Annotated in this window: 21 protein-coding genes; 10 read left to right on the top strand and 11 right to left on the bottom strand. The window is 71.5% G+C overall.

Annotated elements, in window-relative coordinates; translation table 11 throughout:
- The first annotated feature begins 422 nt into the window (after nt 1–422).
- The 10 genes from QRO03_RS05115 to QRO03_RS05070 all read left to right on the top strand — a co-directional run bounded on the left by QRO03_RS05115 (nt 423) and on the right by QRO03_RS05070 (nt 11,365).
- Nucleotides 423–1,214: a tetratricopeptide repeat protein gene (locus QRO03_RS05115; protein ID WP_285136432.1), complete on the top strand. Its 792-nt coding sequence runs from the start codon at nt 423–425 to the stop codon at nt 1,212–1,214.
- Complete coding sequence (locus QRO03_RS05110; protein WP_285136431.1) at nt 1,211–2,248, top strand: HAD-IIA family hydrolase; 1,038 nt, start codon at nt 1,211–1,213, stop codon at nt 2,246–2,248. Before QRO03_RS05115 ends, QRO03_RS05110 begins: the two co-directional genes overlap by 4 nt.
- A gap of 19 nt (nt 2,249–2,267) precedes the next feature.
- Entirely contained in the window at nt 2,268–2,438 is a 171-nt protein-coding gene (locus tag QRO03_RS05105) for a hypothetical protein (RefSeq protein ID WP_285136430.1), read from the top strand.
- Nucleotides 2,435–3,235, top strand: a complete 801-nt coding sequence (locus tag QRO03_RS05100) for a TlyA family RNA methyltransferase (protein WP_285136429.1) — start codon at nt 2,435–2,437, stop codon at nt 3,233–3,235. The genes QRO03_RS05105 and QRO03_RS05100 overlap by 4 nt, the downstream gene beginning before the upstream one ends.
- Entirely contained in the window at nt 3,232–4,152 is a 921-nt protein-coding gene (locus tag QRO03_RS05095) for an NAD kinase (RefSeq protein WP_285136428.1), read from the top strand. The genes QRO03_RS05100 and QRO03_RS05095 overlap by 4 nt, the downstream gene beginning before the upstream one ends.
- Entirely contained in the window at nt 4,149–5,846 is a 1,698-nt protein-coding gene (gene recN, locus QRO03_RS05090; protein ID WP_285136427.1) for a DNA repair protein RecN, read from the top strand. Before QRO03_RS05095 ends, recN begins: the two co-directional genes overlap by 4 nt.
- 108 nt (nt 5,847–5,954) lie before the next feature.
- Nucleotides 5,955–7,652, top strand: a complete 1,698-nt coding sequence (pyrG, locus tag QRO03_RS05085) for a CTP synthase (RefSeq protein WP_285136453.1) — start codon at nt 5,955–5,957, stop codon at nt 7,650–7,652.
- Nucleotide 7,653: 1 nt separating this feature from the next.
- Nucleotides 7,654–8,232, top strand: coding sequence for an NUDIX domain-containing protein (locus QRO03_RS05080; protein ID WP_285136426.1), 579 nt, complete (start codon nt 7,654–7,656; stop codon nt 8,230–8,232).
- Nucleotide 8,233: 1 nt separating this feature from the next.
- On the top strand, nt 8,234–9,163 hold the full coding sequence (locus tag QRO03_RS05075; RefSeq protein ID WP_285136425.1) for a site-specific tyrosine recombinase XerD: 930 nt from the start codon (nt 8,234–8,236) through the stop codon (nt 9,161–9,163).
- A 561-nt stretch (nt 9,164–9,724) separates the two neighbouring features.
- Entirely contained in the window at nt 9,725–11,365 is a 1,641-nt protein-coding gene (locus QRO03_RS05070) for an ABC-F family ATP-binding cassette domain-containing protein (protein ID WP_285136424.1), read from the top strand.
- Between the two features lie 118 nt (nt 11,366–11,483).
- On the opposite strand, the gene QRO03_RS05065 is transcribed toward QRO03_RS05070, so the two are convergent.
- The 11 genes from QRO03_RS05065 to QRO03_RS05015 form a co-directional block, all read right to left on the bottom strand.
- A complete protein-coding gene (locus tag QRO03_RS05065) occupies nt 11,484–11,828 on the bottom strand; it encodes a LysR family transcriptional regulator (RefSeq protein WP_144785893.1) in 345 nt (114 codons plus the stop codon).
- Nucleotides 11,829–12,007: 179 nt separating this feature from the next.
- Complete coding sequence (locus QRO03_RS05060; RefSeq protein WP_285136423.1) at nt 12,008–13,546, bottom strand: GMC family oxidoreductase; 1,539 nt, start codon at nt 13,544–13,546, stop codon at nt 12,008–12,010.
- Nucleotides 13,547–13,557: 11 nt separating this feature from the next.
- On the bottom strand, nt 13,558–14,952 hold the full coding sequence (locus QRO03_RS05055) for an alpha/beta fold hydrolase (protein ID WP_285136422.1): 1,395 nt from the start codon (nt 14,950–14,952) through the stop codon (nt 13,558–13,560).
- A 262-nt stretch (nt 14,953–15,214) separates the two neighbouring features.
- Nucleotides 15,215–16,117, bottom strand: a complete 903-nt coding sequence (locus QRO03_RS05050; RefSeq protein ID WP_285136421.1) for an SDR family oxidoreductase — start codon at nt 16,115–16,117, stop codon at nt 15,215–15,217.
- A 9-nt stretch (nt 16,118–16,126) separates the two neighbouring features.
- The gene (locus QRO03_RS05045) at nt 16,127–17,251 is read right to left on the bottom strand and encodes a glycosyltransferase family 4 protein (protein WP_285136420.1); all 1,125 of its coding nucleotides are present in this window, start codon (nt 17,249–17,251) and stop codon (nt 16,127–16,129) included.
- A complete protein-coding gene (locus tag QRO03_RS05040; protein WP_285136419.1) occupies nt 17,248–18,348 on the bottom strand; it encodes a glycosyltransferase in 1,101 nt (366 codons plus the stop codon). The genes QRO03_RS05045 and QRO03_RS05040 overlap by 4 nt, the downstream gene beginning before the upstream one ends.
- Nucleotides 18,345–19,265: an NAD-dependent epimerase/dehydratase family protein gene (locus tag QRO03_RS05035; RefSeq protein ID WP_285136418.1), complete on the bottom strand. Its 921-nt coding sequence runs from the start codon at nt 19,263–19,265 to the stop codon at nt 18,345–18,347. Before QRO03_RS05035 ends, QRO03_RS05040 begins: the two co-directional genes overlap by 4 nt.
- Before the next feature lie 343 nt (nt 19,266–19,608).
- On the bottom strand, nt 19,609–20,763 hold the full coding sequence (locus QRO03_RS05030) for a nucleotidyltransferase family protein (RefSeq protein WP_285136417.1): 1,155 nt from the start codon (nt 20,761–20,763) through the stop codon (nt 19,609–19,611).
- A gap of 128 nt (nt 20,764–20,891) precedes the next feature.
- On the bottom strand, nt 20,892–21,887 hold the full coding sequence (locus QRO03_RS05025) for a LacI family DNA-binding transcriptional regulator (protein ID WP_285136416.1): 996 nt from the start codon (nt 21,885–21,887) through the stop codon (nt 20,892–20,894).
- Nucleotides 21,888–22,006: 119 nt separating this feature from the next.
- On the bottom strand, nt 22,007–23,161 hold the full coding sequence (locus QRO03_RS05020; protein ID WP_285136415.1) for a Gfo/Idh/MocA family protein: 1,155 nt from the start codon (nt 23,159–23,161) through the stop codon (nt 22,007–22,009).
- 64 nt (nt 23,162–23,225) lie between these two features.
- Nucleotides 23,226–24,065 carry a class I fructose-bisphosphate aldolase gene (locus tag QRO03_RS05015; RefSeq protein ID WP_285136414.1) on the bottom strand — a complete coding sequence of 280 codons (840 nt, stop codon included), beginning with the start codon at nt 24,063–24,065 and terminating at the stop codon, nt 23,226–23,228.
- Nucleotides 24,066–24,070: the final 5 nt, after the last annotated feature.

Here is a 24,070-nt window from a genome sequence, read left to right as displayed (position 1 = left end):
GGGACAATGATTCGCGTCCGCCGCGGGACGGGGATCGCCCCTACCGTCGGGACAATGATTCGCGTCCGCCGCGGGACGGGGATCGCCCCTACCGTCGGGACAACGACTCGCGCCCGCCACGTTCGGGTGATCGGCCGTTCCGAAACGACGGAGGCGGCGCCGGTCGTCCCCGCCGTGAGGGCGACTCGCGCGGGTTTGCCGGCAATGACCGCCGGCCGTCCGGCGATCGTCGCCCCGGTGCGGGCGCTCCCCGCCGGTTCGACCGCGAGGACTCCCGCGCGACGCGACCGCCCCAGGACCGGCGCGAACGCGGACCGGAGATCCCGGAGGAGATCACCGCGTGGGACCTTCCGGGCGCCGCGCGGAACGAGCTCAAGACCCTCAGCAAGGACAACGCGGAGAATGTGGCGCGTCACCTCGCCATGGCAGCCCGTCTCATCGACGACGAACCGGAGCTCGCCCACGAGCATGCGCTGGCGGCGTCGCGGAGCGCGGGCCGTGTCGGCGTCGTCCGCGAGACCGTGGCGATCACCGCCTATGCCGTGGGCGATTTCGCCCTCGCGCTGCGGGAGCTCCGCACGCACCGCCGCATCACCGGCTCCGATGAGCAGCTGCCGCTGATCGTCGACAGCGAGCGAGGCGTCGGCCGACCCGACCGCGCTCTCGAGGAGGGCCGTGCCGTGGACCGCTCGAAGCTGTCGGTCCCGGTACGCGTCCAGCTCGCGATCGCGATGTCGGGTGCGCGGCTGGACCTCGGTGAGACCGAACGCGCACTCCAGGAACTCGAGATCCCCGAGGCCGATCCCGATCGCGCGTTCGAGTGGAGCCCGGCGCTGTTCTCCGCCCGAGCGGCCGTGCTCGAAGAGCTCGGTCGCGATGACGAGGCCGAGGAGTGGGAACGACGTGCCCAGATCGCCTCCGACGCCCTGGATGCGGCGTCCGGTGTCGCGGACCGTGAAGTAATCGTCGTCGAGGAGATCGAACTCATCGATGACGAGGGCGGCGTCGACGTGGCATCCGGGGTCATCCCCGTCGCCGATGTCGTCGACGTCGAGGACGAGTTCATCCCCGCGGGGGACGACGAAGACGAGATCGTCGGGTCGACGGATCCCGAAGACGTCTCCGAGAGCGAACAGCGCGGGGACGACGACTCCGTCGCAGCACCCTCGGGTGACGTCGACGAGCCGGCCGCCGACCGCGAGGGCGAGCGGTGATCTTCGGGCGCACCAAGCCGGAGGCGACTCCGCTCGACGGGATCGACGTCGTGCTGGCCGACCTCGACGGCGTCGTCTACGCCGGCCCGGGCGCCCTGCCGCACGCCGTCGACAGTCTCAACCGCGCCCAAGCCGAGGGGAGGCGCCTCGGCTACATCACCAACAACGCCTCCCGCACGGATGCCTCCGTCGCGAAGCACCTGTCCTCGCTGGGGCTCCACGTGGAGGCGTCCGACGTCACGACGAGCCCCCAGGCCGCGATGCGCCTGATGAAGGACCTCGTACCGGCCGGTTCGACGCTCCTCGTCATCGGCGGGGAGGGTCTCGTCGTCGAGGTCGAGAAGGCCGGGTTCGTGGTGACGCGCAGCGCCGACGACGCGCCGGCCGCAGTCGTCCAGGGCTTCGCGCCCGAGGTCGGTTGGGCACAGCTGGCCGAGGCCGCCTACGCGCTCGCGACGCCGATCGAGGACGGGGGCATTCCCTGGGTGGCGACGAACTCCGACTGGACGATCCCGCAGGCCCGCGGCATCGCTCCCGGAAACGGCACCCTCGTGTCGGCCGTGCACACCGCTGTCGGTCGTCTCGCGACGATCGCCGGGAAGCCCGAACGCCCCATCTTCGACGTGGCGGTCGCTCGGACGGGTGCTCAGGCGCCGCTGTTCATCGGCGATCGTCTCGACACCGATATCCAAGGGGCGCGGACGGCTGACATGCCGTCGGTGCTGGTGCTGACGGGGATCGATCGGCCCAAGCAGGTGCTCGCGGCCATTCCGTCGCAGCGCCCCGACTACATCGTCGAAGACCTGCGTCAGCTGTTCGAGCCGTATCCGGCGACGATCGTGAAAGGCGCGCGCACGCGCGTGGGCGACGCGATCGTGGAGATCGACGGCGTCGACCTGCGCATCGTGTCGCAGGGGGACCGGCAGATCGACCTGCTGCGCGCGGGAGCTGCGGCCATCTGGGAGTCGGGACGCGCCATCTTCGGCTTCCGCGTGCCGGAGCAGCTCTACGCCGACCCCTTCCGCGGGCGCTGACGTCGGTAGCATGGCATCCATGTCGGACAGCACCGCCCCGGATGCCGCGCCCGAGCTGATCGATCGTGTGCGCCTCATCGAGGCGCAACCGCTCGACACCCGCGCGGAGGCGTACGCCGCGGTGCACGACGAGCTCGCGCGACGACTCGCCTCGGCCCCGACCGACGCGTCGGTCGCGGCGCGGTCGTGAGCCCGCGCCTCGACGCCGAGCTGGCCGCCCGCGGACTCGCGCGCTCGCGCACCCACGCCGCCCAGCTCATCGCGGGGGGCCTCGTGAGCGTCGACGGTCGTCCGGTGGTGAAGGCCTCGGCGCAGGTCGACGAGTCGAGCGCGCTCGAGGTCGCCGGAGCCGACCACTACGTCAGTCGCGGAGCCCACAAGCTGATCGCCGCCCTCGACGCGTTCTCCATCGCCGTCGACGGGCAGGTCGCGCTCGACCTCGGTGCGTCCACCGGGGGCTTCACCCAGGTGCTGCGCGAGCGCGGAGCGCGTCCGGTCCTCGCCGTCGACGTCGGCCACGGACAGTTGTCCACCGTCGTGGCATCCGATCCCGACGTCGTATCGGTGGAGGGGTATAACGTGCGGTTCATGACCGCCGACTCCCTCGCCGCCGCGACGGGCATCGAGACGCGCCCCCGCGTGGTGACCGGCGACCTCTCATTCATCTCGCTCACCCACGTGCTGCCCGCCGTCGTCGCCACCGCCGCGCCCGGCGCCGACGCGGTGCTGCTCATCAAGCCGCAGTTCGAGGTGGGCCGCACCGCGGTGAAGGGCGGACTGGTGACCGACCCGGCGCTGCGTTCCGACGCGGTGCACGGCGTGCTGTGGTCCGCATGGGATGCGGGACTGCGCACCGCTGGTCTGATCGCGTCGCCGATCGTCGGAACCCACGGCAACCAGGAGTACGTCGCGTGGTTCTCGGCCACCCACGGCAGCGACCCCTCAGAATGGGAGAGCACCGTGACCCGACTGACCGGAAGCCGATGACCCCCAGCGATCGCCGAATCCTCCTCGTCGTCCACGCGCGCCGTGATGACACCGTCCACGCCGCGGAGCGCATCATCTCCGCGGTCCGTGCGGCCGGCGCGACTCCCGTGGTGTCGGCCGAGGACCGACCCGAGCTGGCGGAGCGTGTCACGCTCGAGGGTGTGGCCACGCTCGGCGTCGACGTGAGCATCGAGGACGTCGAGCTCGCCATCGTGCTCGGCGGCGACGGAACCATCCTGCGCGCGGCCGAGATGGTGCGCGGCGGGACCGCGCCCATCCTGGGCATCAACATGGGACACGTCGGCTTCCTCGCCGAGATCGAACGCGACGACATGGACGACGCCGTGCGTCGCGTGATCGCCCGCGACTACACGGTCGAGGAGCGCCTCGCCCTGGCGGTGAAGATTCAGGATGCCGACGACCGGGTCATCTTCGAGACGTGGGCCCTGAACGAGGCGACCGTCGAGAAGGCGAGCCGCGAGCGCATGCTCGAGGTCGTGATGGCCGTCGACGGGCGGCCGCTGTCGTCGTTCGGGTGCGACGGCGTCGTCATCGCGACGCCCACCGGCTCCACGGCGTACAACTTCTCCGCAGGGGGACCGATCGTCTGGCCCACGGTCGAGGCGATCGCCGTCGTGCCTCTGTCGGCGCACGCACTCTTCGCCCGACCGCTCGTGGTGGGTCCTGACGCGAGCGTCGCCGTCGAGGTGCTCGAGCGCACGAGCGGGAGCGGCATCCTCTGGTGCGACGGGAGACGCTCGCACGAGCTGCCGCCCGGTGCGCGTGTGGTGGTGCGCCGGTCGTCGCGGCCCGTGCGTCTCGCCCGCCTGCACCCGGCCGTCTTCACCGAGCGTCTGGTTCGCAAGTTCCGCCTCCCGGTGACGGGCTGGCGCGGAATGCCGGGGGGTGCCGCGTGATCGAAGAGATGCGCCTGCGCGATCTCGGCGTCATCGCCGACGCGACCTTGCCCATCGGACGCGGATTCACCGCGATCACGGGCGAAACCGGAGCGGGAAAGACCATGGTCGTGACCGGGCTCGGTCTGCTGCTCGGCCAGCGCGCCGACTCCGGCGCCGTTCGCTCGGGTGCGGCCCAGGCCGCCGTCGAGGGGGTCTGGCTCGTGCCCGAGGACGGTCGGGTGGCCGCTCGGGTGCGCGAAGCGGGCGGCGATGTCGAGCCCGTCGGCGGAGGGTCTGCGGAGCTGTACCTCGGGCGTACGGTGTCGAGCGAGGGCCGGGGACGTGCGACCGTCGGCGGTCGGACCGCGCCGGCCGGAGTGCTCGCGGACCTCGCCGACGACCTCGTCGTCGTGCACGGGCAGTCCGATCAACTGCGATTGAAGTCGGCGTCGGCGCAGCGTGACGCGCTCGACCGCTTCGGGGGCGAGCCCGTGGCCTCGGCGCGCGCCGCCTACCGTTCGGCCTGGGATGCCTGGCGGGCATTGGACGCCGAACTCACCACGCTCACCGCGGATCGCGACGGGCGCGCACGGGAGGCCGAGCAGCTGCGAGCGGCCATCGCCGAGATCGAGGCCGCGGCCCCCGTCGCCGGTGAGGACGAGGAGCTCGCCCGCCGCGCCGACCGCCTCGCGAACGCCGAGGAACTGCGCCTGGCGGCCGACACCGCGCACGCGGCCCTGTCGAACGACGACGGCGCGCCCGACGTGGTGTCTCTGCTGGCCGAGGCTCGTCGTGCTCTCGAGCGCATCGCGGCCAGCGACGATGCCCTCGCGGCCATCGGCGAACAGGTGGCCGACCTGGGCTACCGCGCCACGGATGCCGCCGTCGCGCTGTCGGGGTACCTCGCCGACCTCGACGAGTCGGGGCCCCACGAACTCGCCGCGGTCGACGAACGTCGCGGTGTGCTCGCCGGCCTCACCCGAACCCACGGATCGGTGGATGCCGCGATCGCCCTTCTCGCGACCGGATCGGCGCGACTGGTCGAACTGGACGACGACGGCGACCGTCTGGAGCGCCTGCAGACGCAGCGCGACGCCGCCGCCGCGGAACTCGACATCACCGCCGAGGCCCTGACCTCCGTGCGGCGGACCGCCGCGGAGCGCCTGGGCGCGGCCGTGACCGAGGAACTCCACGCTCTCGCGTTGCCCGACGCGAAGCTCACTGTCGAGGTGGCTCCCGCCGCCCCCGCCGGACACGGTCGCGACGACGTGTCGATCCTGCTCGCGCCGCACCCCGGCGCCGATCCGCGACCGGTGTCGCGCGGTGCCTCGGGCGGTGAGCTCAGTCGCGTGATGCTGGCCATCGAGGTCGTCATCGCCGGCGTCGACCCCGTGCCGACGTTCGTGTTCGACGAAGTCGACGCGGGCATCGGGGGAGCGGCGGCCATCGAGGTGGGACGCCGTCTCGCGCGCCTCGCGGAATCGTCGCAGGTCATCGCCGTCACGCACCTCGCGCAGGTGGCCGCCTTCGCCGGCAACCACCTGACGGTGGTCAAGGGCAACGACGGTGCGGTGACGGCATCCAGTGTCCGACGCCTCGACGGCGCCGAGCGGGAGGCGGAGATGGCGCGGCTGCTCTCGGGGCTGAGCGACTCCGATGCCGCACTGACCCACGCACGGGAGCTGCTGGCGACCGGTCGCGGGGTCGGCTGATCCGGCGATCGACCCCGGATCGTCATCACGCGGTGATGCGGATGTCGCCGGGCGGGTGACAGACTGCGAGACGACTCCCCGACGCGACTGATAGGATCGAAGCCCGTGATGCAGACTTCGGACGCGGGACATTCAGACGGCAGAACCTTCACGACGAAGCACATCTTCGTGACCGGAGGAGTGGTCTCCTCCCTCGGAAAAGGCCTGACGGCGGCAAGCCTCGGCAATCTTCTGACCGCACGCGGCCTGCGCGTGGTGATGCAGAAACTCGACCCGTATCTCAACGTCGATCCGGGCACGATGAACCCGTTCCAGCACGGCGAGGTCTTCGTGACCGACGACGGCGCCGAGACCGACCTCGACATCGGGCATTACGAGCGTTTCCTCGACATCGAGCTGAGCCAGGCGGCCAACGTCACCACCGGCCAGATCTATTCGCAGGTCATCGCCCGCGAGCGTCGGGGCGAGTACCTCGGCGACACCGTGCAGGTCATCCCGCACATCACCGATGAGATCAAGCGCCGTATGCGCCTGCAGGCGAGCGAGAGCCCCCAGCCCGACGTCATCATCACCGAGATCGGCGGCACGGTCGGCGACATCGAGTCGCAGCCCTTCATCGAATCCGCGCGCCAGATCCGCCATGAACTGGGCCGCAAGAACGTCTTCTTCGTGCACGTGTCGCTGGTGCCCTTCATGGGCGCCTCGGGCGAGCAGAAGACGAAGCCGACTCAGCACTCCGTCGCGACGCTGCGTTCGATCGGCATCCAGCCCGACGCCCTCGTGCTGCGCAGCGACCGCCCCGTCACCGAGTCCAACAAGCGCAAGATCGCGCTCATGTGCGACGTCGACGAAGACGCCGTCGTCAACGCCATCGACGTGCCCAGCATCTACGACATCCCCACGATGCTGCACGACCAGGGACTCGACGCCTACATCGTCGACGCGCTCGGCATCGACAAGGCCGCAGACGTCGACTGGTCGCGTTGGCAGCGGGTGCTGCAGGCGGTTCACAATCCGAAGCACGATGTCACCATCGGCCTCGTCGGCAAGTACATCGACCTGCCCGACGCCTACCTCTCGGTCACCGAGGCCATCAAGGCCGGCGGATTCGGCCAGGAGACCCAGGTGAAGATCACGTGGATCCCCTCCGACCTGTGCGAGACCCCCGAGGGCGCAGCCAAAGCGCTCGGCGCGGTCGACGGCATCATCGTGCCCGGCGGGTTCGGCATCCGCGGCATCGAGGGCAAGCTGGGGGCGCTGCGATTCGCGCGCGAGCAGGGCATCCCCACGCTCGGGATCTGCCTCGGCCTGCAGTGCATGGTCATCGAGTACGCGCGCAGCGTCGCCGGCCTCGAGGGCGCGTCGTCGAGCGAGTTCGACCCCGACACCGCGCACCCGGTCGTGGCGACGATGGCCGAGCAGGTCGACATCCTCGAAAGCGGCGACCTCGGCGGGACCATGCGACTGGGACTGTACCCGGCCGACCTCGCCGACGGGTCGCTGGCCGCCGAGCTCTACGATGCGAACCGCATCTCGGAGCGCCACCGTCACCGCTACGAAGTCAACAACGCCTACCGTCGGCAGCTCAGCGACGCGGGTCTGGTCTTCTCGGGGCTCAACCCCGACCTCGATCTCGTCGAGTTCGTCGAGCTGCCCCGCGACGTGCACCCCTACTACATCGCCACGCAGGCGCACCCGGAGCTGCGCTCCCGCCCGACCGCCCCGCACCCCTTGTTCCGCGGACTCGTGGGCGCAGCGCTCGAACGTCACCGCTCGAGCGAGCTGTTCGACGACGAGGAGGACTGACGTGGAGGAGCTGCGCGACGAAGGCGTCGACCTCGAGGTCATCGCGAGCGACCTCGTCTACGAGGGGGCGGTGTGGGACGTCCGCAGCGACACCGTGCGATACGGCGACGGTGAGATGACACGGCAGTACGTCGACCACCCGGGGGCGGCGGCCGTCGTGGCCATCGACGACGATGAGCGCGTCGTGCTCATCCAGCAGTACCGGCACCCGATCAAGGAACGCGACTGGGAGATCCCCGCGGGGCTTCTCGACGTCGACGGCGAGCCACCGCTGGAGACGGCGAAGCGCGAGCTCACCGAGGAGGTCGACCTCGAGGCCGACCGCTGGCAGCACCTGATCTCGATGCACACGACGCCCGGGGGCAACGACGAGATCGTGCACGTCTTCCTCGCCCGCTCGCTGCGTGCGGTCGAGACCGACTACGAGCGCGAGCACGAGGAGTCCGACATGCGGGTCGAGCGGGTGCTCCTCGCCGACGTGATCGACGGCGTGCTGGCGGGGCGTCTGCGCAACGGCATCCTCGCGACGGGCGTGCTCGCCGCGGCCGAGGTGCTGCGCCGCGAGGCCGCCACCCACTGACGTGGAGCTCGAGCGCGCGGTCGAGACCTACCTCCGACACGTCGCGCTCGAGCGCGGGCTCTCCGATCACACCGTCGCCGCGTATCGCCGCGACCTGGCGGTGTACGGCGGATGGTTGGGCGCGCGGGGCGTGACCGAGGTGGAGGCCGTCACGCCGGGGCTGATCGCCGAGTTCGCGGCCGAGCGGGCGTCGGCGGTCCCCGCGCCCGCGTCCTCGTCGCTCGCGCGGTTGCAATCGTCTGTGCGGGGCCTGCATCGCTTCCTCGTGCGCGAGGGGCGTGTCGAGGCCGACCCGAGCGGTCGCCTGCGCCCTCCCAAAGCCCCCCGCCGCCTGCCGAAGGCGTTGACCATCGCCCAGGTCGCCGACCTGCTGGATGCCGCGGGGCCGGCACCCGGGTCGTTCGACGCCTCGGCGGCCGAGCCGTCGGCCGTCCGCGATCGCGCTCTGCTCGAACTGCTGTACGCGACGGGCGCGCGGGTGTCGGAGATCGTGCAGCTCGACGTCGACGACACCGCGCATGGAGACCTGCTGAGGGTGCGGGGCAAAGGTGACAAGGAACGCATCGTCCCCGTCGGCTCGTACGCGCGGGCGGCCGTGGAGGCCTATCTGACGCGGGTGCGGCCGGCCCTCGCGGTGAAGGGTCGGGCGACGCCCCGGCTGTTCCTCGGCGTGCGGGGAGCGCCGCTGTCACGACAGAGCGCGTGGCTCGTGATCCAGGCCGCGGCGGAGCGAGCGGGGCTCACCTCCCACGTGTCGCCGCACACGCTGCGGCACTCGTTCGCCACCCACCTGCTGCAGGGTGGAGCCGACGTGCGCGTCGTGCAGGAGCTTCTCGGGCACGCCTCGGTGGCGACGACGCAGATCTACACGCACGTCACCGTCGATGCCCTGCGGGACGTGTACGCGACGGCTCACCCGCGGGCGCGGTGACGCTCGGTATTCTCGTTGCGGTCCCGTCCAAGCGGCGGGAGGGGGGAGGGGGGTGTGCGCACCCATGCGGGGGAGGACCAGCCGGGTAGGTGGTGGCTGTCCTTGATCTATGTCGCGGTGATCTTGGCCGCCGCGGTGAGCGCCGCCCTCGCACCGCTGACCGACCTTCTCCTGCGGGACTCGTTGTCGGATTCCGTGCCCGGAATCGTTTTGGCGGTGAGCGTCGTGGGGGGCGACGTCCGCGCTGGTCTGGGTCTGTCTGCGGGTTCGTGCGGTGCGCGTTCGGCTCCGTCCAGGCGCCGCAAGCATCAGTGCCAGCGCAGCGACATTCATCGCCGTCGGTTGGACGGTCCTGGCGGTGAGCGCAACGCATTCGTATCGCGACAGCGACGAGGCTTTCCTGGCCGGATTGCCATCCACGTTGGCGGTGTGCTTGCCCGTGCTGTTCGTCGCGGTCTGCGCTCTCACAGTCTCGCGATTCATCCAACGAGATGATGCTCGGCGGGCCGCCGTGACCCGTGGCGCTCCGGAGGTGGCATCCGGGGCTGGAAGACTAGGGGCATGACCGCCACGCTCGTCGCCCAGAACCTCGCCGGCGGATACGGACACCGCACCCTGTTCGAGGGCGTCGATCTCACGGTGGCACCGGGAGACGTGATCGGCGTGGTCGGCGCGAACGGTGCGGGCAAATCGACCCTGCTGCGCCTGCTCGCCGGAGTCGACGAAGCGCAGGGCGGGTCGATCAGCCTCGCGCCGTCGGACGCGTTCGTCGGGTGGCTGCCTCAGGAGCACGAGCGCGTCGCCGGCGAGACCGTCGCCGCCTACATCGCGCGGCGCACCGGCGCCGCGGAAGCGACGCGCGAGATGGATGCCACCGCGCTGGCACTCGGCGATCCCGACGCCGTGGGGGCGGACGACGCCTACGCGACGGCCCTCGAGCGGTGGCTCGCGAGCGGTGCGGCGGACCTCGACGAGCGGATGCCGCAGGTGCTCGCGGATCTCGGGCTCGAAGTGGGACCGGACGCCTTCATGACCGGGCTCTCGGGAGGACAGGCCGCGCGCGTGGGCCTGGCGGCATTGCTGCTGTCGCGCTTCGACATCGCGCTGCTCGACGAGCCGACGAACGACCTCGACCTGGACGGCCTCGAGCGGCTGGAGACGTTCGTGAAGGGCCTGCGGGGCGGGGTCGTGCTCGTCAGCCACGATCGCGAGTTCCTCGCCCGGTCGGTCACGCGCGTGCTCGAGCTCGACCTCGCGCAGAACGCGCACCGCGTGTACGGCGGCGGATACGACGCCTACCTCGAGGAGCGCGCGACGCTGCGCCGTCAGGCGCGCGAGAAGTTCGAGGAGTTCGCCGAGACCAAGGCCGACCTCCTCTCGCGCGCCCGCACGCAGCGCGAGTGGTCCAGTCAGGGTGTGCGGAACGCGATGAAGAAGGCACCCGACAACGACAAGATCCGTCGTAAGGCGTCGGTGGAGTCGAGCGAGAAGCAGGCCCAGAAGGTCCGGCAGATGGAGAGCCGCATCGCCCGCCTGGACGAGGTCGAGGAACCGCGCAAGGAGTGGCAGCTCGAGTTCACGATCGGTTCGGCTCCGCGGTCGAGCTCGGTCGTGTCGACGTTGTCGGGCGCCGTGTTCCGGCAGGGCGACTTCACACTCGGACCGGTCTCGCTGCAGGTGAACGCCGGGGAGCGGATCGGCATCACCGGGCCGAACGGTGCCGGTAAGTCGACGCTGCTGCGTGGCATCCTGGGCCGTCAAACTCCCGACGAGGGATCGGCGTCGCTGGGCTCCAGTGTCGCGATCGGTGAGATCGACCAGGCACGGTCGCTGCTGGTCGGCGGGCGTCCGCTGGCCGAGACCTTCGAGGGCTTCGTCCCCGAGATGAACGCGGGCGAGGTGCGGACGCTGCTGGCGAAGTTCGGGCTGAAGGCCGACCACGTCACCCGCCCCGTCGATGAGCTGTCGCCCGGGGAGCGCACGCGCGCGGGCCTCGCGCTGCTGCAGGCCCGCGGTGTGAACGTCCTCGTGCTCGACGAGCCGACCAACCACCTCGACCTGCCCGCGATCGAGCAGCTCGAGCAGGCGCTGGAGTCGTACACGGGCACGCTGCTGCTGGTCACGCACGATCGGCGGATGCTCGCCGCGGTGCAGACCGACCGCCGCTGGCGCGTCGAGGCAGGGGTCGTCACCGAGCTCTGAACGTCGCGGTGGACGACCACGCATGAACACGATTCGTGCGTGGAAACACGACGCCGGCGTGTTTATGCGCACCGATCGCGTTCATGCGTAGCGATCGCGTCCACGCGGGCGGCGGGGTTCAGCGGCCCTGGCGCTTCTTGTAGGGCTTCGGCTCGCCCTTCACGATCGGGGCGCGCCCCTTGCCCTTGTTGGCCTTCGCCTTTCCTCCGCCGGGGGCCTTCTGTCGCGGCGCGGCGGGAGGCGCATCGGCGATGCGGAGGTGGGCTTCTTCGAGCAGCAGGCGGCCGGCCGGGGTGAGCTGCGTCGGCGGGGTGCGCGAGATGAGCGGCTGCCCCACCTGCTCCTCGAGCTTGTCGACGGTCGTGTACAGCGAGGCGAGCGGGATGCGCAGCTTCTCGGCCGCGCGCGGGAAGTGCAGCTCCTCGGCGAGGGCGGCGAACCGGACGAGGTGCTCGAGCTTCATGGCATCCATTCTCCCGTGTTCGACGCACGGAGCGGACCGGGTCCGCTGAGCGGGCCACGACGGACGGGACCCAGCGCATGCTGCGGGTCGTCCGGAGCGGATGCTCTCGCGCGGACGCAGGAGCGGGACGCGTGCCACCGTCCCGCCGCACCTGCGCGCGGCGGGACGGACGACGCCACTCAGGCCGCGGCGGAGGCGAGGAACCGATCGGCGGTGCGCAGCGACAGCGCCATGATGGTCAGCGCCGGGTTCGCGGCGATCGCCGAGGGGAACACCGAGTTGTCGCAGATCCACAGGTTCGGGATCTCGTGCGAGCGCCCGTCCGCATCCACCACACCGTCCGACGGGTCGGTCGACATGCGGCACGTGCCGATCGTGTGGGCCGTGCGGGCCAGCACCATCGTCTCGCGGGCACCCGCCGCCTCCATCACCCGCAGCATGAACGCCGTCGCGTGGGCGTCCATCGCCTTCTCATTCGACCCCGCCGAGAACGTCACCCGCGCGCGGGGGATGCCGAACTCGTCGGTCTCGTCGACGAGGGTGAGCCGGTTGTCGTCGGACGGCAGGCACTCGCCGTTGATGCCAATGCCCGCCATGAACCGCGACTGGTCGAGCCGCTGCATCAGATCGGGGCCCCACAGACCTCCGCCGCGCACGAGCGTCGTCGAGAAGGTCAGCGGCATGACGCCGAGGCTCTGCACGAGATAACCGCCGGCGAAATCGGCGTCGGCCGGGCGCATCATGTCTTCGCTGATGAGCGACGACGGATAGCCGCGATGTCCGCGCACCGGCTCGTCGAAGCGGCCCCACACCTGCGTCGCACCGTGCGCGAGGAAGTTGCGCCCCACCTGGCCGTTGTCGTTCGCGAGACCCGTGTGCAGCAGCAGCCGAGGTGTCTCGACCCCGCCGCCGGCGAGCACGAGCGACCGGCACCGCTGGCGCACGTCGACACCGGCCTGGCGGTACACGACCGCGGCGACGTGCCCGCGGGCGTCGAGCTCGATCGCGTGCACCATCGCCTCGGCGCGGATCTCGGCGCCGGCCGCGACCGCCGCGGGAAGGTAGGTGTTCGCCGTGGAGGCCTTGGCATCCACCCGGCACCCCTGGTGGCACTCGCCGCAGTTCACGCACGCGCCGCGCTCGCCGTGGTGGTCCTGCAGGCGGGCACGGGTGAGGACGGCGGCGGGGGCGTCGGCCCAGCGGATGCCGAGGGCGTCGCAGCCCTTCGCGACGAGGTTCGCCGGGGCGTTGCGCTTCGCCGGGGCGTAGGCGTATGTGCGGGTCGGATCCCACGGGTAGGGGGTCGGACCCGAGACGCCGATGTCGCCCTCGACGCGCTCGACGTACGACAGCAGCTCGTCGGGGTCGACGGGCCAATCGCGCCCCTCGCCGGTTTCAGTGCGGAGGGTCAGGTCGCGCCGGTCGGGGCGCGGGGTGAAGGCGCCCCAGTGCAGCATGGATCCGCCGACGCCGCGGCCGCTGTTGTTCGGCCCGAACGCGGTGGGGTCGTCGCCCCCGCTCAGACGCTCGGACATCCAGTTGATCTCGACGGCCTCGGTCTCATCGGGCGTGAGGTCGTCGAGGGCGAAGTGCCGGCCGGCTTCGATCGCGACGACGCTCAGGCCCTTCTTCGCCAGCTCGGACGTGAGGGGAGCGCCTCCCGCGCCCGTCCCGATCACGACGACGTCGACAGTCTCGTCGGTGCCGAATGTGCGCATCTGGTCGAGGTTCACGCCGCGTCTCCCGTCGCTACGGTGCCGCCGACGTCGGCGGGCTCCCAGTCTTCGCGGCGTCCGAGTCGGAGCTCCACGTATCCGCGCATGGGGCTGCCCCCGGTCGCGAAGCCGTCGTACCCGACGCGCGCCATGCTCGCGGGGTGCGCCAACCACTGGCGCACCAGGTCGTTGCGGACGTCTTCGAGCCACAGCTCGACCCGTGCCGCGTCGAGGGGACCGGCGGCATCCGTCGATCCCTCGATCGCGGCGCGGAGCACCTCCTCGCGCGCCGACGGGTCGGTCGGCCAGACGCCGGAGAGGGTGTCGAGTCCGGCGCGATAGGCCTCGGGGTCGGGCGGCAGGTCGGCGTTGCGCCACCCGTCGCCCTCGCCGCGCGCGAGCTGCGCGTCGACGCGAGCGGCCAGGTCGATGGGGGGACCGTCCTGCGGCACGACGAGGTCGGCGATCTCACGGAGCAGCGTGAGCTGCGCGACATCGAGGACCACGGGCGCGTAGCCGCGGTCGTCGGGCACCGCGCGCAGATTCAGGATGCCGCGCACGCGGGCATCGACGCGGTCACCCGCGATGAGCGCCGCCCACTCCGCGGGGACGACGGGGCCCGGCAGTACCTCGTCGCCGACGAAGTGGGCGATGGCCTCCGCGGCCTCGGACGTTCGCTCGAGCGGGATGAGGTGACCGGTGCGGTCGAGGGTGACGAAACGGGCGCGCGGATAGACGGATGCCAGGAGGCCCGGCTGAGCGGCCGCGCCGAGGTCGTCGTCGTCGGTGCCGGCCAGCACGAGGACGGGGAGGTCGAGGGTGCCGACCTCGGCCGAGGCATCGACGCGGCTGCCGGTCTCGAGCCAGGCCCGCCACGCGGAGGGGGCGGTGCGCTGCAGATCCTCGCGGGCGAGGTCGTGAGCTGCGGCGTCGAGCGGCTCGGCGGTGTTCTGGTCGAGGAACGTGTCGGCATCCTGATCGGAAAGGACTCCGTCGGACACCCACGAGAGCATGCGCTCGCGGCGCTCCTCGTCCATCGGCTCGGGACGCGGGGGCGACGGCGCCATCAGCACCATGCCCGCGAGTCCGACCAGCGGCGCGTCTCCGCGGAGGACGCGCGAGGCCACGAGGGCGGCGATCTTGCCGCCCATGCTGTGCCCGCCGAGGGCCCAGCGACCGCGGGCGTGCCGGGCGAGGTGCGTGATCACGTGGTCGACCGTGGCGGCGATCGAGGAGTCGGAGGCCTCGGCGAGCGAACCGAAGCCGGGCAGATCGATGCCTTCGACGCGCACGCGGCCGTCGAGACGCTCGGCGAGGCGGTCGAAGGATCGGGCGCTCGCGCCGAGCGCGTGGAGCAGGTAAAGAGTGGGGGGTGCCTCGTCGAGGATTCCAGCAGTTTCTTCGGGCATGCCCTCACCGTTTCGCACGGTCGGGCTCCACAGGGGTCGCTTGCGGATCGAGGTGATTTGCGCAAGAGCGGGCGTCGGTGGGTCATCGGTGCGGCCGGAAGGTGTGCAGAACTCCGGAGAGAGGGAGCTGCGGGTGGTCTGATCGTCCGCGGCGAGTAGGTTGCCATCGGAAAATCCGGAGTTCGGAACGCGACGGACGCCGGACGATGCGTGACGAGCGCCCCGGGCCGCACGGGGCGGACCGGGGCGCTGCGGACGGGTGCTACGGCGTGACCATGCCGCCGTTGACGTTCAGCGTCTCGCCCGAGACGTAGCTGGACTCCGCCGAGGCGAGGAACACGAACGCCGGGGCGATCTCGGCGGGCTGCCCCGCCCGCTGGTAGGTGCTCTCGTCGTCGAAGTGCTCCATCTGGTCGTCGGACACGCCCTGACTCACCTGCAGCGCCGACCAGGTGGGTCCGGGGGCGACCACGTTGACACGGATGCCGCGCGGGGCGAGCTGCTGCGCGAGCCCCTTCGACAGGTTGTTGATGGCGGCCTTGGTGGCGGCGTAGTCGAGCCGGTCGGGGGCGGGGACGTACGCCTCGAGCGAGGCCGTGTTGATGATGGTGCCGCCCTCGGGAAGGTGCGCGAGCGCTGCCTTCGTGATCCAGAACGGGGCGAAGACGTTGGTGCGGAAGGTCGCCTCGAACTGCTCGTCGTCCAGGTCTTCGACCTTGTCGACCATGACCTGCTTCCCGGCGTTGTTCACGACGATGTCGAGGCCGCCGAGCGCCTCCGCAGCGCGGTCGACGAGTTCCCGGCACGCCGCCGCCTCGGTGATGTCGAGCGCGATCGAGACGCCCGTGCGCCCGGCATCCCGGATCTGCGCGAGCACGTGATCGGCGTCTCGCTGCTCGTCGGGAAGATGCACGATCGCCACGTCGGCGCCCTCGCGCGCGAAAGCGATGGCCACGGCGCCACCGATGCCCGAGTCTCCGCCGGTGATGAGGGCTTTCCGCCCGACCAGGCGGCCGAGGCCGCGGTAGGTCTTCTCGCCGAGGTCGGGGACGGGCGTCATGTCGGCCTGCACGCCGGGCTCGGGCTGGTGCTGCAGGGGCGGCTCGACGCGCGCGTAGCGGGTGACGGGGTTGTCGAAAGTGAACTGGTCGCGATCGGAGGTCATGCCCCGACGCTAGGCATCCGGATGCCGTCGCGCCGGGGCCTTGACGGGGCCGACCGCTGCGACGGGCGGACTCGCGCGGGCGGTGAGCACCTCGTCGATCACGTCGGACACCCGTTGCGCGGAGGCGCGCCACGAGAACCGCGCGGCGTTGGCCAGACCCGCCGTGACGAGGTACGCGCGCAGGGTCGGATCGTCGACGACGCGCGACATCGCGTCGGCCAGATCGGCCTCGTCGTAGGGGTCGACGTACACCGCCGACGAGGCCAGCACCTCGGGCAGCGAGGCCGCGCGCGCGGCGATCACCGGACACCCGCACTGCTGCGCTTCGAGCGGCGGGATGCCGAACCCCTCGTAGAGCGAGGGGAAGACGAAGGCGATCGCGCCGCGATACAGCGCCGTCAGCTCGTCGTCGTCGACGCGACCGAGGAAACGCACCCGGTCGTGGGAGCCGTCGTAGCGCTGCCGCGAGAAGCTGTTCGTCTGGCTGCCGACCACGCGCAACTCGATGTCGGGGTGCGTCGCGGCGAAGCGTTCGAACGCCCCCAGCATTCGCGCGAAGTTCTTGTGCGCGTTGGGCGAGGACACCGCGAGCAGATAGGGGCGACCGGTGGCGCCCTCGCCCGGACTCGCGCCCGGGTGGAAGCGGGCGTCGGCGCCGTTGTGGACCACCGTGAACCGTGCCGGGTCGACACCGAAGTGGTCGGAGATCTCGCCGCGGGAGAACTCGCTCACCGTCAGCAGACCCTCGCTGCGGGCGATCAGGCGCGGCACGACGATGCCGTACACGGCGCGGAAGCGACGGCCGAAGCTTTCGGGATGCCGGATGTAGGTGATGTCGTGGTGCGTGGAGATCTGCGGCCGGTACCACGTCGGCCCCGTGCTCGCGAGGTCGACCAGGAGCTCGCGGCGCCGTCGGGCGAAGAGCGGCAGATCGATCTGTTCCCACGCGTGACCCCGGGAGCGGCCGACAGTGACGATGCGGGTGGGGTCGAGACCGGCCGTGTCGACCTCGCCCGGTGGGACGGCGAGCGTCACGTCGTCGCGGAGCGAGAGGAGCTCGCGCGTGATTTCGGTGGCGAAGCGCTGGATGCCGGTGGTGTGCTGCGTGAGGAAACGGGCGTTGACGAGGGTCATCGTGAGGACCGCTCCCGCGGGGCGAGGGCTGCGGCGTAGAGGGCGAGCGAATCGACGCCGACCCGATCATCGGTGAGCGTGCGTCGTGCCCATTCGAGCGCGGCCGCGGACATGCGCTCGCGGAGTCCGGCGTCGTCGAGGAGGAGGGCGGTCGCGGCGATGAGTCCCTCGTCGGTGCTGCGGACGAACCCGGTGACCCCGTCATCCACCGTGTCGCGGTTACCGACGACGTCGGAGACCACGGCGGGCAGGCCCTGGGCCTGGGCCTGGATCAGCGACAGCGACATGCCCTCCCACAGTGACGGGAACAGCAGGACGTCGAGGCCGTCGATGTGCGCGGCGAGCTCCTGCGGGGAGACCCAGCCGGTCACGCGCACCGGAGCGTCGGCGAACCATCTCGTCTCGTCGTCGGGTGCGCCCGCGCCGATCCAGACGAAGTCGGCGCGATCGTCGAGCGCCCGCGCGGCGGCGGCGAAACGCCAGGGGGCCTTCTGGTGGGTGACCCGGCCCACCATGCCCACCACCGGTCGCCGCATGCGGTCGGGGCGTCGCGGACGCCGCGAGACGGTGTCGCCGGCGACACCGGTCTGCAGCAGGTGCGCGCGCGGGGGAGCCAGGGCCGACTGCGCCAGGTCGAATTCCGACGGCGACGTCAAGATGAGCGTCGAGTGGCGGGTGAGGCGCCTCTCGATGAGACGGAGTGCGGCGCGGACGACGGAGGGCAGGTCGAGACGAAGGAACGCGAAACCGTGCGGCGAGTAGAAGACCGTGGCGGGGTCTCGGCGTCCGCGGAGCGCGTGACGGACGATCGCCCCCGCGAAGCTCGAGTGCGCGTGCACCACGTCGACGTCATCCACGTCGCGCATCGCGTGGCGGAGTGCGCGGAGGTCGCCGAGACGCGAGCCCGTGAACAGCCGGGTCAGCTCGACATCCGGGTGGAACCGCGCGCGCAGCGCCTCGTCGGACGGGGTCTCGGGGCGCGGGAGGAACAGCACGCGCACCTCGGCGCCGGCCTCGGCCTGGCGGCGCGAGATGCTGTCGACGACGCTGAGGACGCCGCTCCCCATCGCTTCGGTCACGTGCAGCACGCGCATCATGCGGTCGTCATCTCCATCCAGGTGCGGGCGATGCCCTCGGTCAGGGACAGGTCGTCGTCGGCGCCGAACTCGTCGACGAAGCGGGTGACGTCGAGCACGACGTGGTCGACGAAGGTCGCGGGCTTGGGCGCCGTGCGCACCGGGAAGTCGCGTCCGACGACGTCTCGCACGGTCGCGAGCACCTCCGCGACGGTCGTGCCCTGACCGCTGCCGAGGTTGTACACGCGATGCCGGGGCTCGGCCTCCACCATGCGCAGGATGCGCCGGATCAGATCGTCGACGTGGATGTAGTCGCGGATCATCGACCCGTCGCCCAGCTGCACGATCGGCTCCGCGCGAAGGATGCGATTGAGGGTGATCGGAATCACGCCCTGCCGTTTCGACGGGTTCGCGTTCGCCCCGTACGGGTTCGAGATGCGCAGCGACACGGCGGCGAGCCCGGCTGTCGCGGCGTAGTAGTCGATGTACCGCTCGACCGCGAGCTTGCCGATGCCGTAGGGCGAGACGGGGGCGGCGGGGGCGTCTTCGACGAACGTCGCGCCCGGCTGCGGACCGTAGATCGCCCCGCCGCTCGAGGCATAGAACAGGCGATGGATGCCGGCGCGCGCGCACAGCGCGAGCAGCTCGACGCTCTGCTGGACGTTCGTGCGCAGGTCGATGGTGGGGTCCGCATCGACGGTGGCCGGCGTGGTGGTGGACAGGAAGTGGAAGACGTACTCCTGGCCGGAGACGACGGCGGCGAGGTCGGCGACGCTGAGGAAGTCGCCGGCGACGACGGTGAGGTCGGTGGACGAGAAGGCGCGCGTGCCGCGGCTGAAGCGATCGAACGCGGTCACCTCGTGGCCGGCGGCGACGAGGGCGTCGGTGAGGCGGGACCCGAGGAAGCCGTTGGCCCCGATGACCAGGCAGCGCGCCATCAGAGGAGACGGCGAGGAGGGGCGGTCGGGGGCATCGGATCCTCTCGGTGGAGGCGACATCGCGCCGGTGGCGTCGCGGATCGCCGGTCGGAGGCGCGCGCCGGGTGCCCGCTCGAGACTCCGAGTGCACGACGATGCCGGTCGACGCGGTCGCGGGCGCGCGGGGGCGGGCGCCAACCTCGGGGGTGAAGGACACCGCCGCTCGAACGCGAACGCACCCCCGCGGGTGGCGTCGCTCGCAGGCTCCCCGTCGCCGGCCGTCGGCTCGCCGCGTGCGTTCACCATCGGCTTCGCCCGCGCGAGCGGAGCGGTCACCCGGGAGGGGCGTCGAGGCGCACGGGATTCAGCGCCGCCGCCTCACCCAGTCCCGGATGCCGCGCCGGAGGCGGATCCACCGCGCTCGCCGCGGGGTGGTGGCGGCGTGGCCCGCGTGACGGGCGGAGGCCAGGGCGACGTCGTCGGGCGGCCACACGAATCGCAGGACCAGTCGAACCCGTACCGGCCAGGACACCGCGCGCATCGCCATCCAATACGCACGGACGTGGTCGGGCTGCTGCCGCCACTCCCAATCGCGCGGGGTACCCGCGGCATCCGCGTCGAGGCTGCCGGGTTCGGCGAGGGGCTCGAGCTCCTCGCGCAGGACCGGGACGGCGCCGAGTTCGCGCGCCCGCGCGACGCTGCCGTCGGCACGGGAGAGGAAACCCCGGGCGGAGGCCGAGGCGCCGGGGGTGCGCGGGCCCGCACCGATCACGGGGCGCACCGCGTGCAGGGCCGCCAGCACGGCGTGCGTGGCGGGAGCGGGGACGAGGACGTCCACGGCGGCGAAGCGCACGGAGACGGCGTCGCGCAGCACGAGCGCGAAGGCCCGCTCGTCGTCGAGCACCAGCCCCGGGAAGCGTCGGTGCACGTCGATCTCGCACCCCCACCGTCGTGGCGTGAGCGTCGCCGTGTGATGGATCGATGTACCGCGCCAGGGGTCGGGCGCCGGATCCCAGCCCCACGGGACGAGTGCGTCGGCGAGCTCGCCGACGCGAGCGGGATCGCACCAGAGGTCGACGTCGCCCGAGTGCTCGCGTTCACGGAGTCCCTGGAGGCGGAGCGCCGGACCCTTGGTGAACACGCACGCGATGCCCCGGTGCGCCGCGACGCGGGCGACGAGGGCGTAGACGAGTTCGTGCAGCGGCGACGAGAGCGTCGGCGGTCGTAGGTCCGTGACCTGCGCGGGGTGCGACGCCGCCATCGCGACGAGGCCGAGGTCGCTCAGATGCGCCAGGACGGCGTTCTCGTCGGATGTGAACGACGCCGGTGCCGCGGGAGCCGAGGTGATGAGTCGTCGCCAGAGCGCGGAGCCCTCGCCTACGAGACACAGGGCTTCACCCGGCCGCGTCGGCAGCACCAGCACCTCGGCTCCGTCCGCGAAGTCGGCGGAGCCGCTGACGTCGAGCGCGCCGTAGGCGATCGGGATCCACCCGTGACCGGGCGGAACGGGACTGCGCATGAAGGACCTCGGGGGGACGGCGGGTGACCTCTCAGTCTTGCCGTCTCGCGGGTTCGGCCGGAGCGAAGGGGCCCGAACGCCCCCTTCAAATCACCCGCGGAGGGGCGGATCTCACCCGCCCGGGACGATCAGCGGATGCCGCCCCGGTCGACCAGACGCGTGGGGACGAGGTGCGTGTGCGAACCCGTCGCCGGCGTCGCGGCACGGGCGAGCAGGGTCTCCGCCGCGCGGGCGCCGAGATCGGCGACGTCGTAGTCGACGATGCGGATGCGTCGGGGCAGCAGACGCGACAGCTCGAAATCGTCGAAGCCCGCGACGGCGACATCGGCGCCGCGCGGCAGGATGGCCTCGAGGGCACCGATCGTGACGCGGTTGTTCGCGCAGAAGACGGCCGTGGGAGCATCGTCGCCGTCGAGCAGTCGTTGCATGGCGTCACGGGCCATGGCCGGGGTATGGAGGCCGTCGATGACCAGCGCCGGATCGGGGGTCCGCCCTGCGGCGACGAACGCCTCTTCGACGCCCGCCCACCGTTGCGACATCGTGAAGATGCTGCGGCGGTCGAGCAGGACGGCGATGCGGCGGTGCCCGGCGGCGAGCATCTCGGCCACGGCGGCCCTCGCGCCTCCGCGGTTGTCGAGCAGGATCGCGTCGGCCGGGATGCCGCTGCCGGGGCGGTCGAGGAAGACCACGGGGGTGCCCAGCTCGACCTCGCGCGCCAGATAGGCGTGGTCGTCGGCGGTCGGGACGACGATGAGGCCCCCTACCTGGCGCTGGCACAGGTCGAGGGCGAGGGAGCGCTCGATGTCGGCATCCTCTTCGCTGGACGCCATGACGAGGTGCATGCGCTCGCGGGCGGCGATCGTGGAGACGGCGGCGGCGACGGCCATGTAGAAGGTGTTCGACAGATCGGCGGCGATGAAGCCGATCGTGTCGCGGCTGCCGGAGCGGAGGCTCGCGGCGAGGGCGTTGCGGTGGTAACCCAGGCGCTGCACGGCGGCGGCGACTCGCTCGGCCATGCCTGGATCGACGTTCGGTTCGCCGTTGATGACGCGCGAGACCGTTTTGAGGCTCACGCCGGCGTCGGCGGCGACGTCGATCATCGTGGGCCGGCCGGTCTTGCGCATGAGTCTCCTCGGATGCCGTCGGGTGCGGCATCTCCGAGCATAGGGAGGGGGTCGGGTGCCGGAGGAATCCGGGAGGGGTGACGGGTGCGCCGAGGAGATCGGCGCACCCGTCGTGGCGCTCAGAGCTCGGGGGCGACGAACGTCCCGTTCTCGTGCGACGCGATGGCGGCGGCGAAGAGGCGGTGCGTCAGCGCGGCCTCCTCGGGACGGACGCAGCCGAAACCGTCGCCGAGCTCGCCCACGTACTCGGCCAGGAAGGCCGCCCACATCTGCAGGATGGCATCCGAGAATCCCGACTCGAAATTGGGGCCCGTCACCGTCGGCCACACCGACTGGCTGCCGGCGTCGACCCTCTGCCAGCTCTGCTCGCGGCCGACCCCGGGGACGTCGATGAAGGCGAAGACCTGCACCTCTTTGGGATTCTTGGTGCTGAAGCGCACGCCGCCCGACATGCCGATGGCCTCGAACTCCCACGTGTTCTTCTGCCCGGGTGCGATGCGCTTGGTCTCGGTCGTGAGCGGGAAGGGCGCGCCGTCGTGGCGGGCCCACGAGTGGATGACGGCGTTGTCCCACGTGTCGCACGGCTGCGGGGTGCCGTCGGGACCGGGGCGCTCGGTGACGACGTCCTGCAGGATGCCGACCACCTTCTCGGGCGTCCATCCCAGGCGCAGCGGCACGTGCCACGTGTGCATGCCGAGGTCGTTGAGCACGCCCGCGTCGCCGCAGAACTGCTTTTGCCGCTTCCAATTGAGCGGCTTGTTCACGTCGATGTCGCTGGCGTGGAGGAACGTGCATTTCGCCTCGACGATGCGGCCGAGCGCGCCAGACTTCACGTAGTCGACGGCCCATTGCGCACCCGGGAAGAACGGCATCTCGCTCGACACGCGAACGAACGACCCCGCCGTCTCGTCGATGGCGGCGACGACCGCGTCGGCGGCCGCGCGGTCGATGCCGAACGGCTTCTCGGCCAGCAGCGCCTTGCCGGCACGGATGGTGTCGACGTACAGCCGCTCGTGCAGGTCGTGGCGCACCGCGATGTAGACGACGTCGACGCGCGGGTCGGCGAGGAGCTCGTGGTGGTCGGTGGTGGTCAGCTGCACGGTGTCGATGCGCTCGAAGAACTCGAGGGCCGCCGGGTTGATGTCGCACACGGCGACGAGCTCGGGCTCGGCCGGGTGGTCGATGAGCGCCGGCCAGCGGCGCAGGGCCGCGGCGATCTCGCGGCCCATGAGGCCGCCGCCGATGATGCCGATTCCGACCTTCTCGCCGGTCATGAGCGGTCTCCTTCCGCCGGGGCGCTGCCGAGGATGGACGCGGATGCCAGGGGGCCGGACGCGCTCACGCGGCACCGCCGATCAGGGCGAGGGCGTCGTCGACCGAGGCGTCGTCGTGGACGACGGCCATCAGGGCGGCGGTGATGCCGGCCGGGTCGTGGTGCTGGATGACGTTGCGGCCGTAGACGATGCCGCGCGCGCCCTGCTCGAGGACGGCCCGGGTGCGCTCGAGGAGCGTGCGGTCGTCGACCCGTCCCCCGCCGCGGACCAGCAGCGGGGTGTCGCCGGCGGCCTGGATGACCCGGTGGTAGTCGGTGATGTCGTCGGTGGGGTCGGCTTTGATGAGGTCGGCGCCGAGTTCGCGCGCCTGGCGCACGAGGGTGACGATCTTTGCGGTGTCGCCGTCGACGCCGTAGCCGCCGGTACCGGGCTTGGTCTGCATGACCAGCGGCTCGATCATGAGGGGCATCCCGTAGCGCTCGGCGTCGGTGCGCAGCGCCAGGATCGAGCGGATGCACTGCTCGCGCACCTGCGGCTCACCGGGCAGGTCGAGCAGGTTCACGCACACGGCGACCGCGTCGAGGCGGACGGCGACCTCGATGGCATCCGGAACGTGGATGCTGTGCAGCGGCGACTCGAGAGGGTCGCCGTAGACGTTGGCGATGTCGGTGCGGAGCACGAGTCCGGGCTTCTGCTTGCCGGGGACCGACTGCAGCAGAGGTGCCTGACCGAGGGTGAGCTGGACGGCGTCGGGCCCGGCGTCGACGAGCGTCGCCACGGTCTTCGCCATGTCTTCGATGCCGGTGAGGAAGTTGTGCTCGTGGAACGCGCCGTGGTCGACGGCGACGTCGAGCGCGCGGCCGGACTTCGCGTTGAAGAGGCGGTGGAGGCGGGGTTTCGACATGGGGT

This window comes from Microbacterium sp. lyk4-40-TSB-66 (genome assembly GCF_030209475.1).
In the GTDB taxonomy this organism is placed as follows: domain Bacteria; phylum Actinomycetota; class Actinomycetes; order Actinomycetales; family Microbacteriaceae; genus Microbacterium.
This window is presented reverse-complemented; position numbering and strand designations above follow the sequence as displayed.

Coding starts and splice junctions, on each gene's coding strand:
- QRO03_RS05115 (WP_285136432.1), top strand. CDS start 423: ATGGCAGCCCGTCTCATCGACGACGAACCGGAGCTCGCCCACGAGCAT.
- QRO03_RS05105 (WP_285136430.1), top strand. CDS start 2,268: ATGTCGGACAGCACCGCCCCGGATGCCGCGCCCGAGCTGATCGATCGT.
- QRO03_RS05095 (WP_285136428.1), top strand. CDS start 3,232: ATGACCCCCAGCGATCGCCGAATCCTCCTCGTCGTCCACGCGCGCCGT.
- pyrG (WP_285136453.1), top strand. CDS start 5,955: ATGCAGACTTCGGACGCGGGACATTCAGACGGCAGAACCTTCACGACG.
- QRO03_RS05070 (WP_285136424.1), top strand. CDS start 9,725: ATGACCGCCACGCTCGTCGCCCAGAACCTCGCCGGCGGATACGGACAC.
- QRO03_RS05065 (WP_144785893.1), bottom strand. CDS start 11,828: ATGAAGCTCGAGCACCTCGTCCGGTTCGCCGCCCTCGCCGAGGAGCTG.
- QRO03_RS05060 (WP_285136423.1), bottom strand. CDS start 13,546: ATGCGCACATTCGGCACCGACGAGACTGTCGACGTCGTCGTGATCGGG.
- QRO03_RS05055 (WP_285136422.1), bottom strand. CDS start 14,952: ATGCCCGAAGAAACTGCTGGAATCCTCGACGAGGCACCCCCCACTCTT.
- QRO03_RS05050 (WP_285136421.1), bottom strand. CDS start 16,117: ATGACCTCCGATCGCGACCAGTTCACTTTCGACAACCCCGTCACCCGC.
- QRO03_RS05045 (WP_285136420.1), bottom strand. CDS start 17,251: ATGACCCTCGTCAACGCCCGTTTCCTCACGCAGCACACCACCGGCATC.
- QRO03_RS05040 (WP_285136419.1), bottom strand. CDS start 18,348: ATGATGCGCGTGCTGCACGTGACCGAAGCGATGGGGAGCGGCGTCCTC.
- QRO03_RS05035 (WP_285136418.1), bottom strand. CDS start 19,265: ATGGCGCGCTGCCTGGTCATCGGGGCCAACGGCTTCCTCGGGTCCCGC.
- QRO03_RS05030 (WP_285136417.1), bottom strand. CDS start 20,763: ATGCGCAGTCCCGTTCCGCCCGGTCACGGGTGGATCCCGATCGCCTAC.
- QRO03_RS05025 (WP_285136416.1), bottom strand. CDS start 21,887: ATGCGCAAGACCGGCCGGCCCACGATGATCGACGTCGCCGCCGACGCC.
- QRO03_RS05020 (WP_285136415.1), bottom strand. CDS start 23,161: ATGACCGGCGAGAAGGTCGGAATCGGCATCATCGGCGGCGGCCTCATG.
- QRO03_RS05015 (WP_285136414.1), bottom strand. CDS start 24,065: ATGTCGAAACCCCGCCTCCACCGCCTCTTCAACGCGAAGTCCGGCCGC.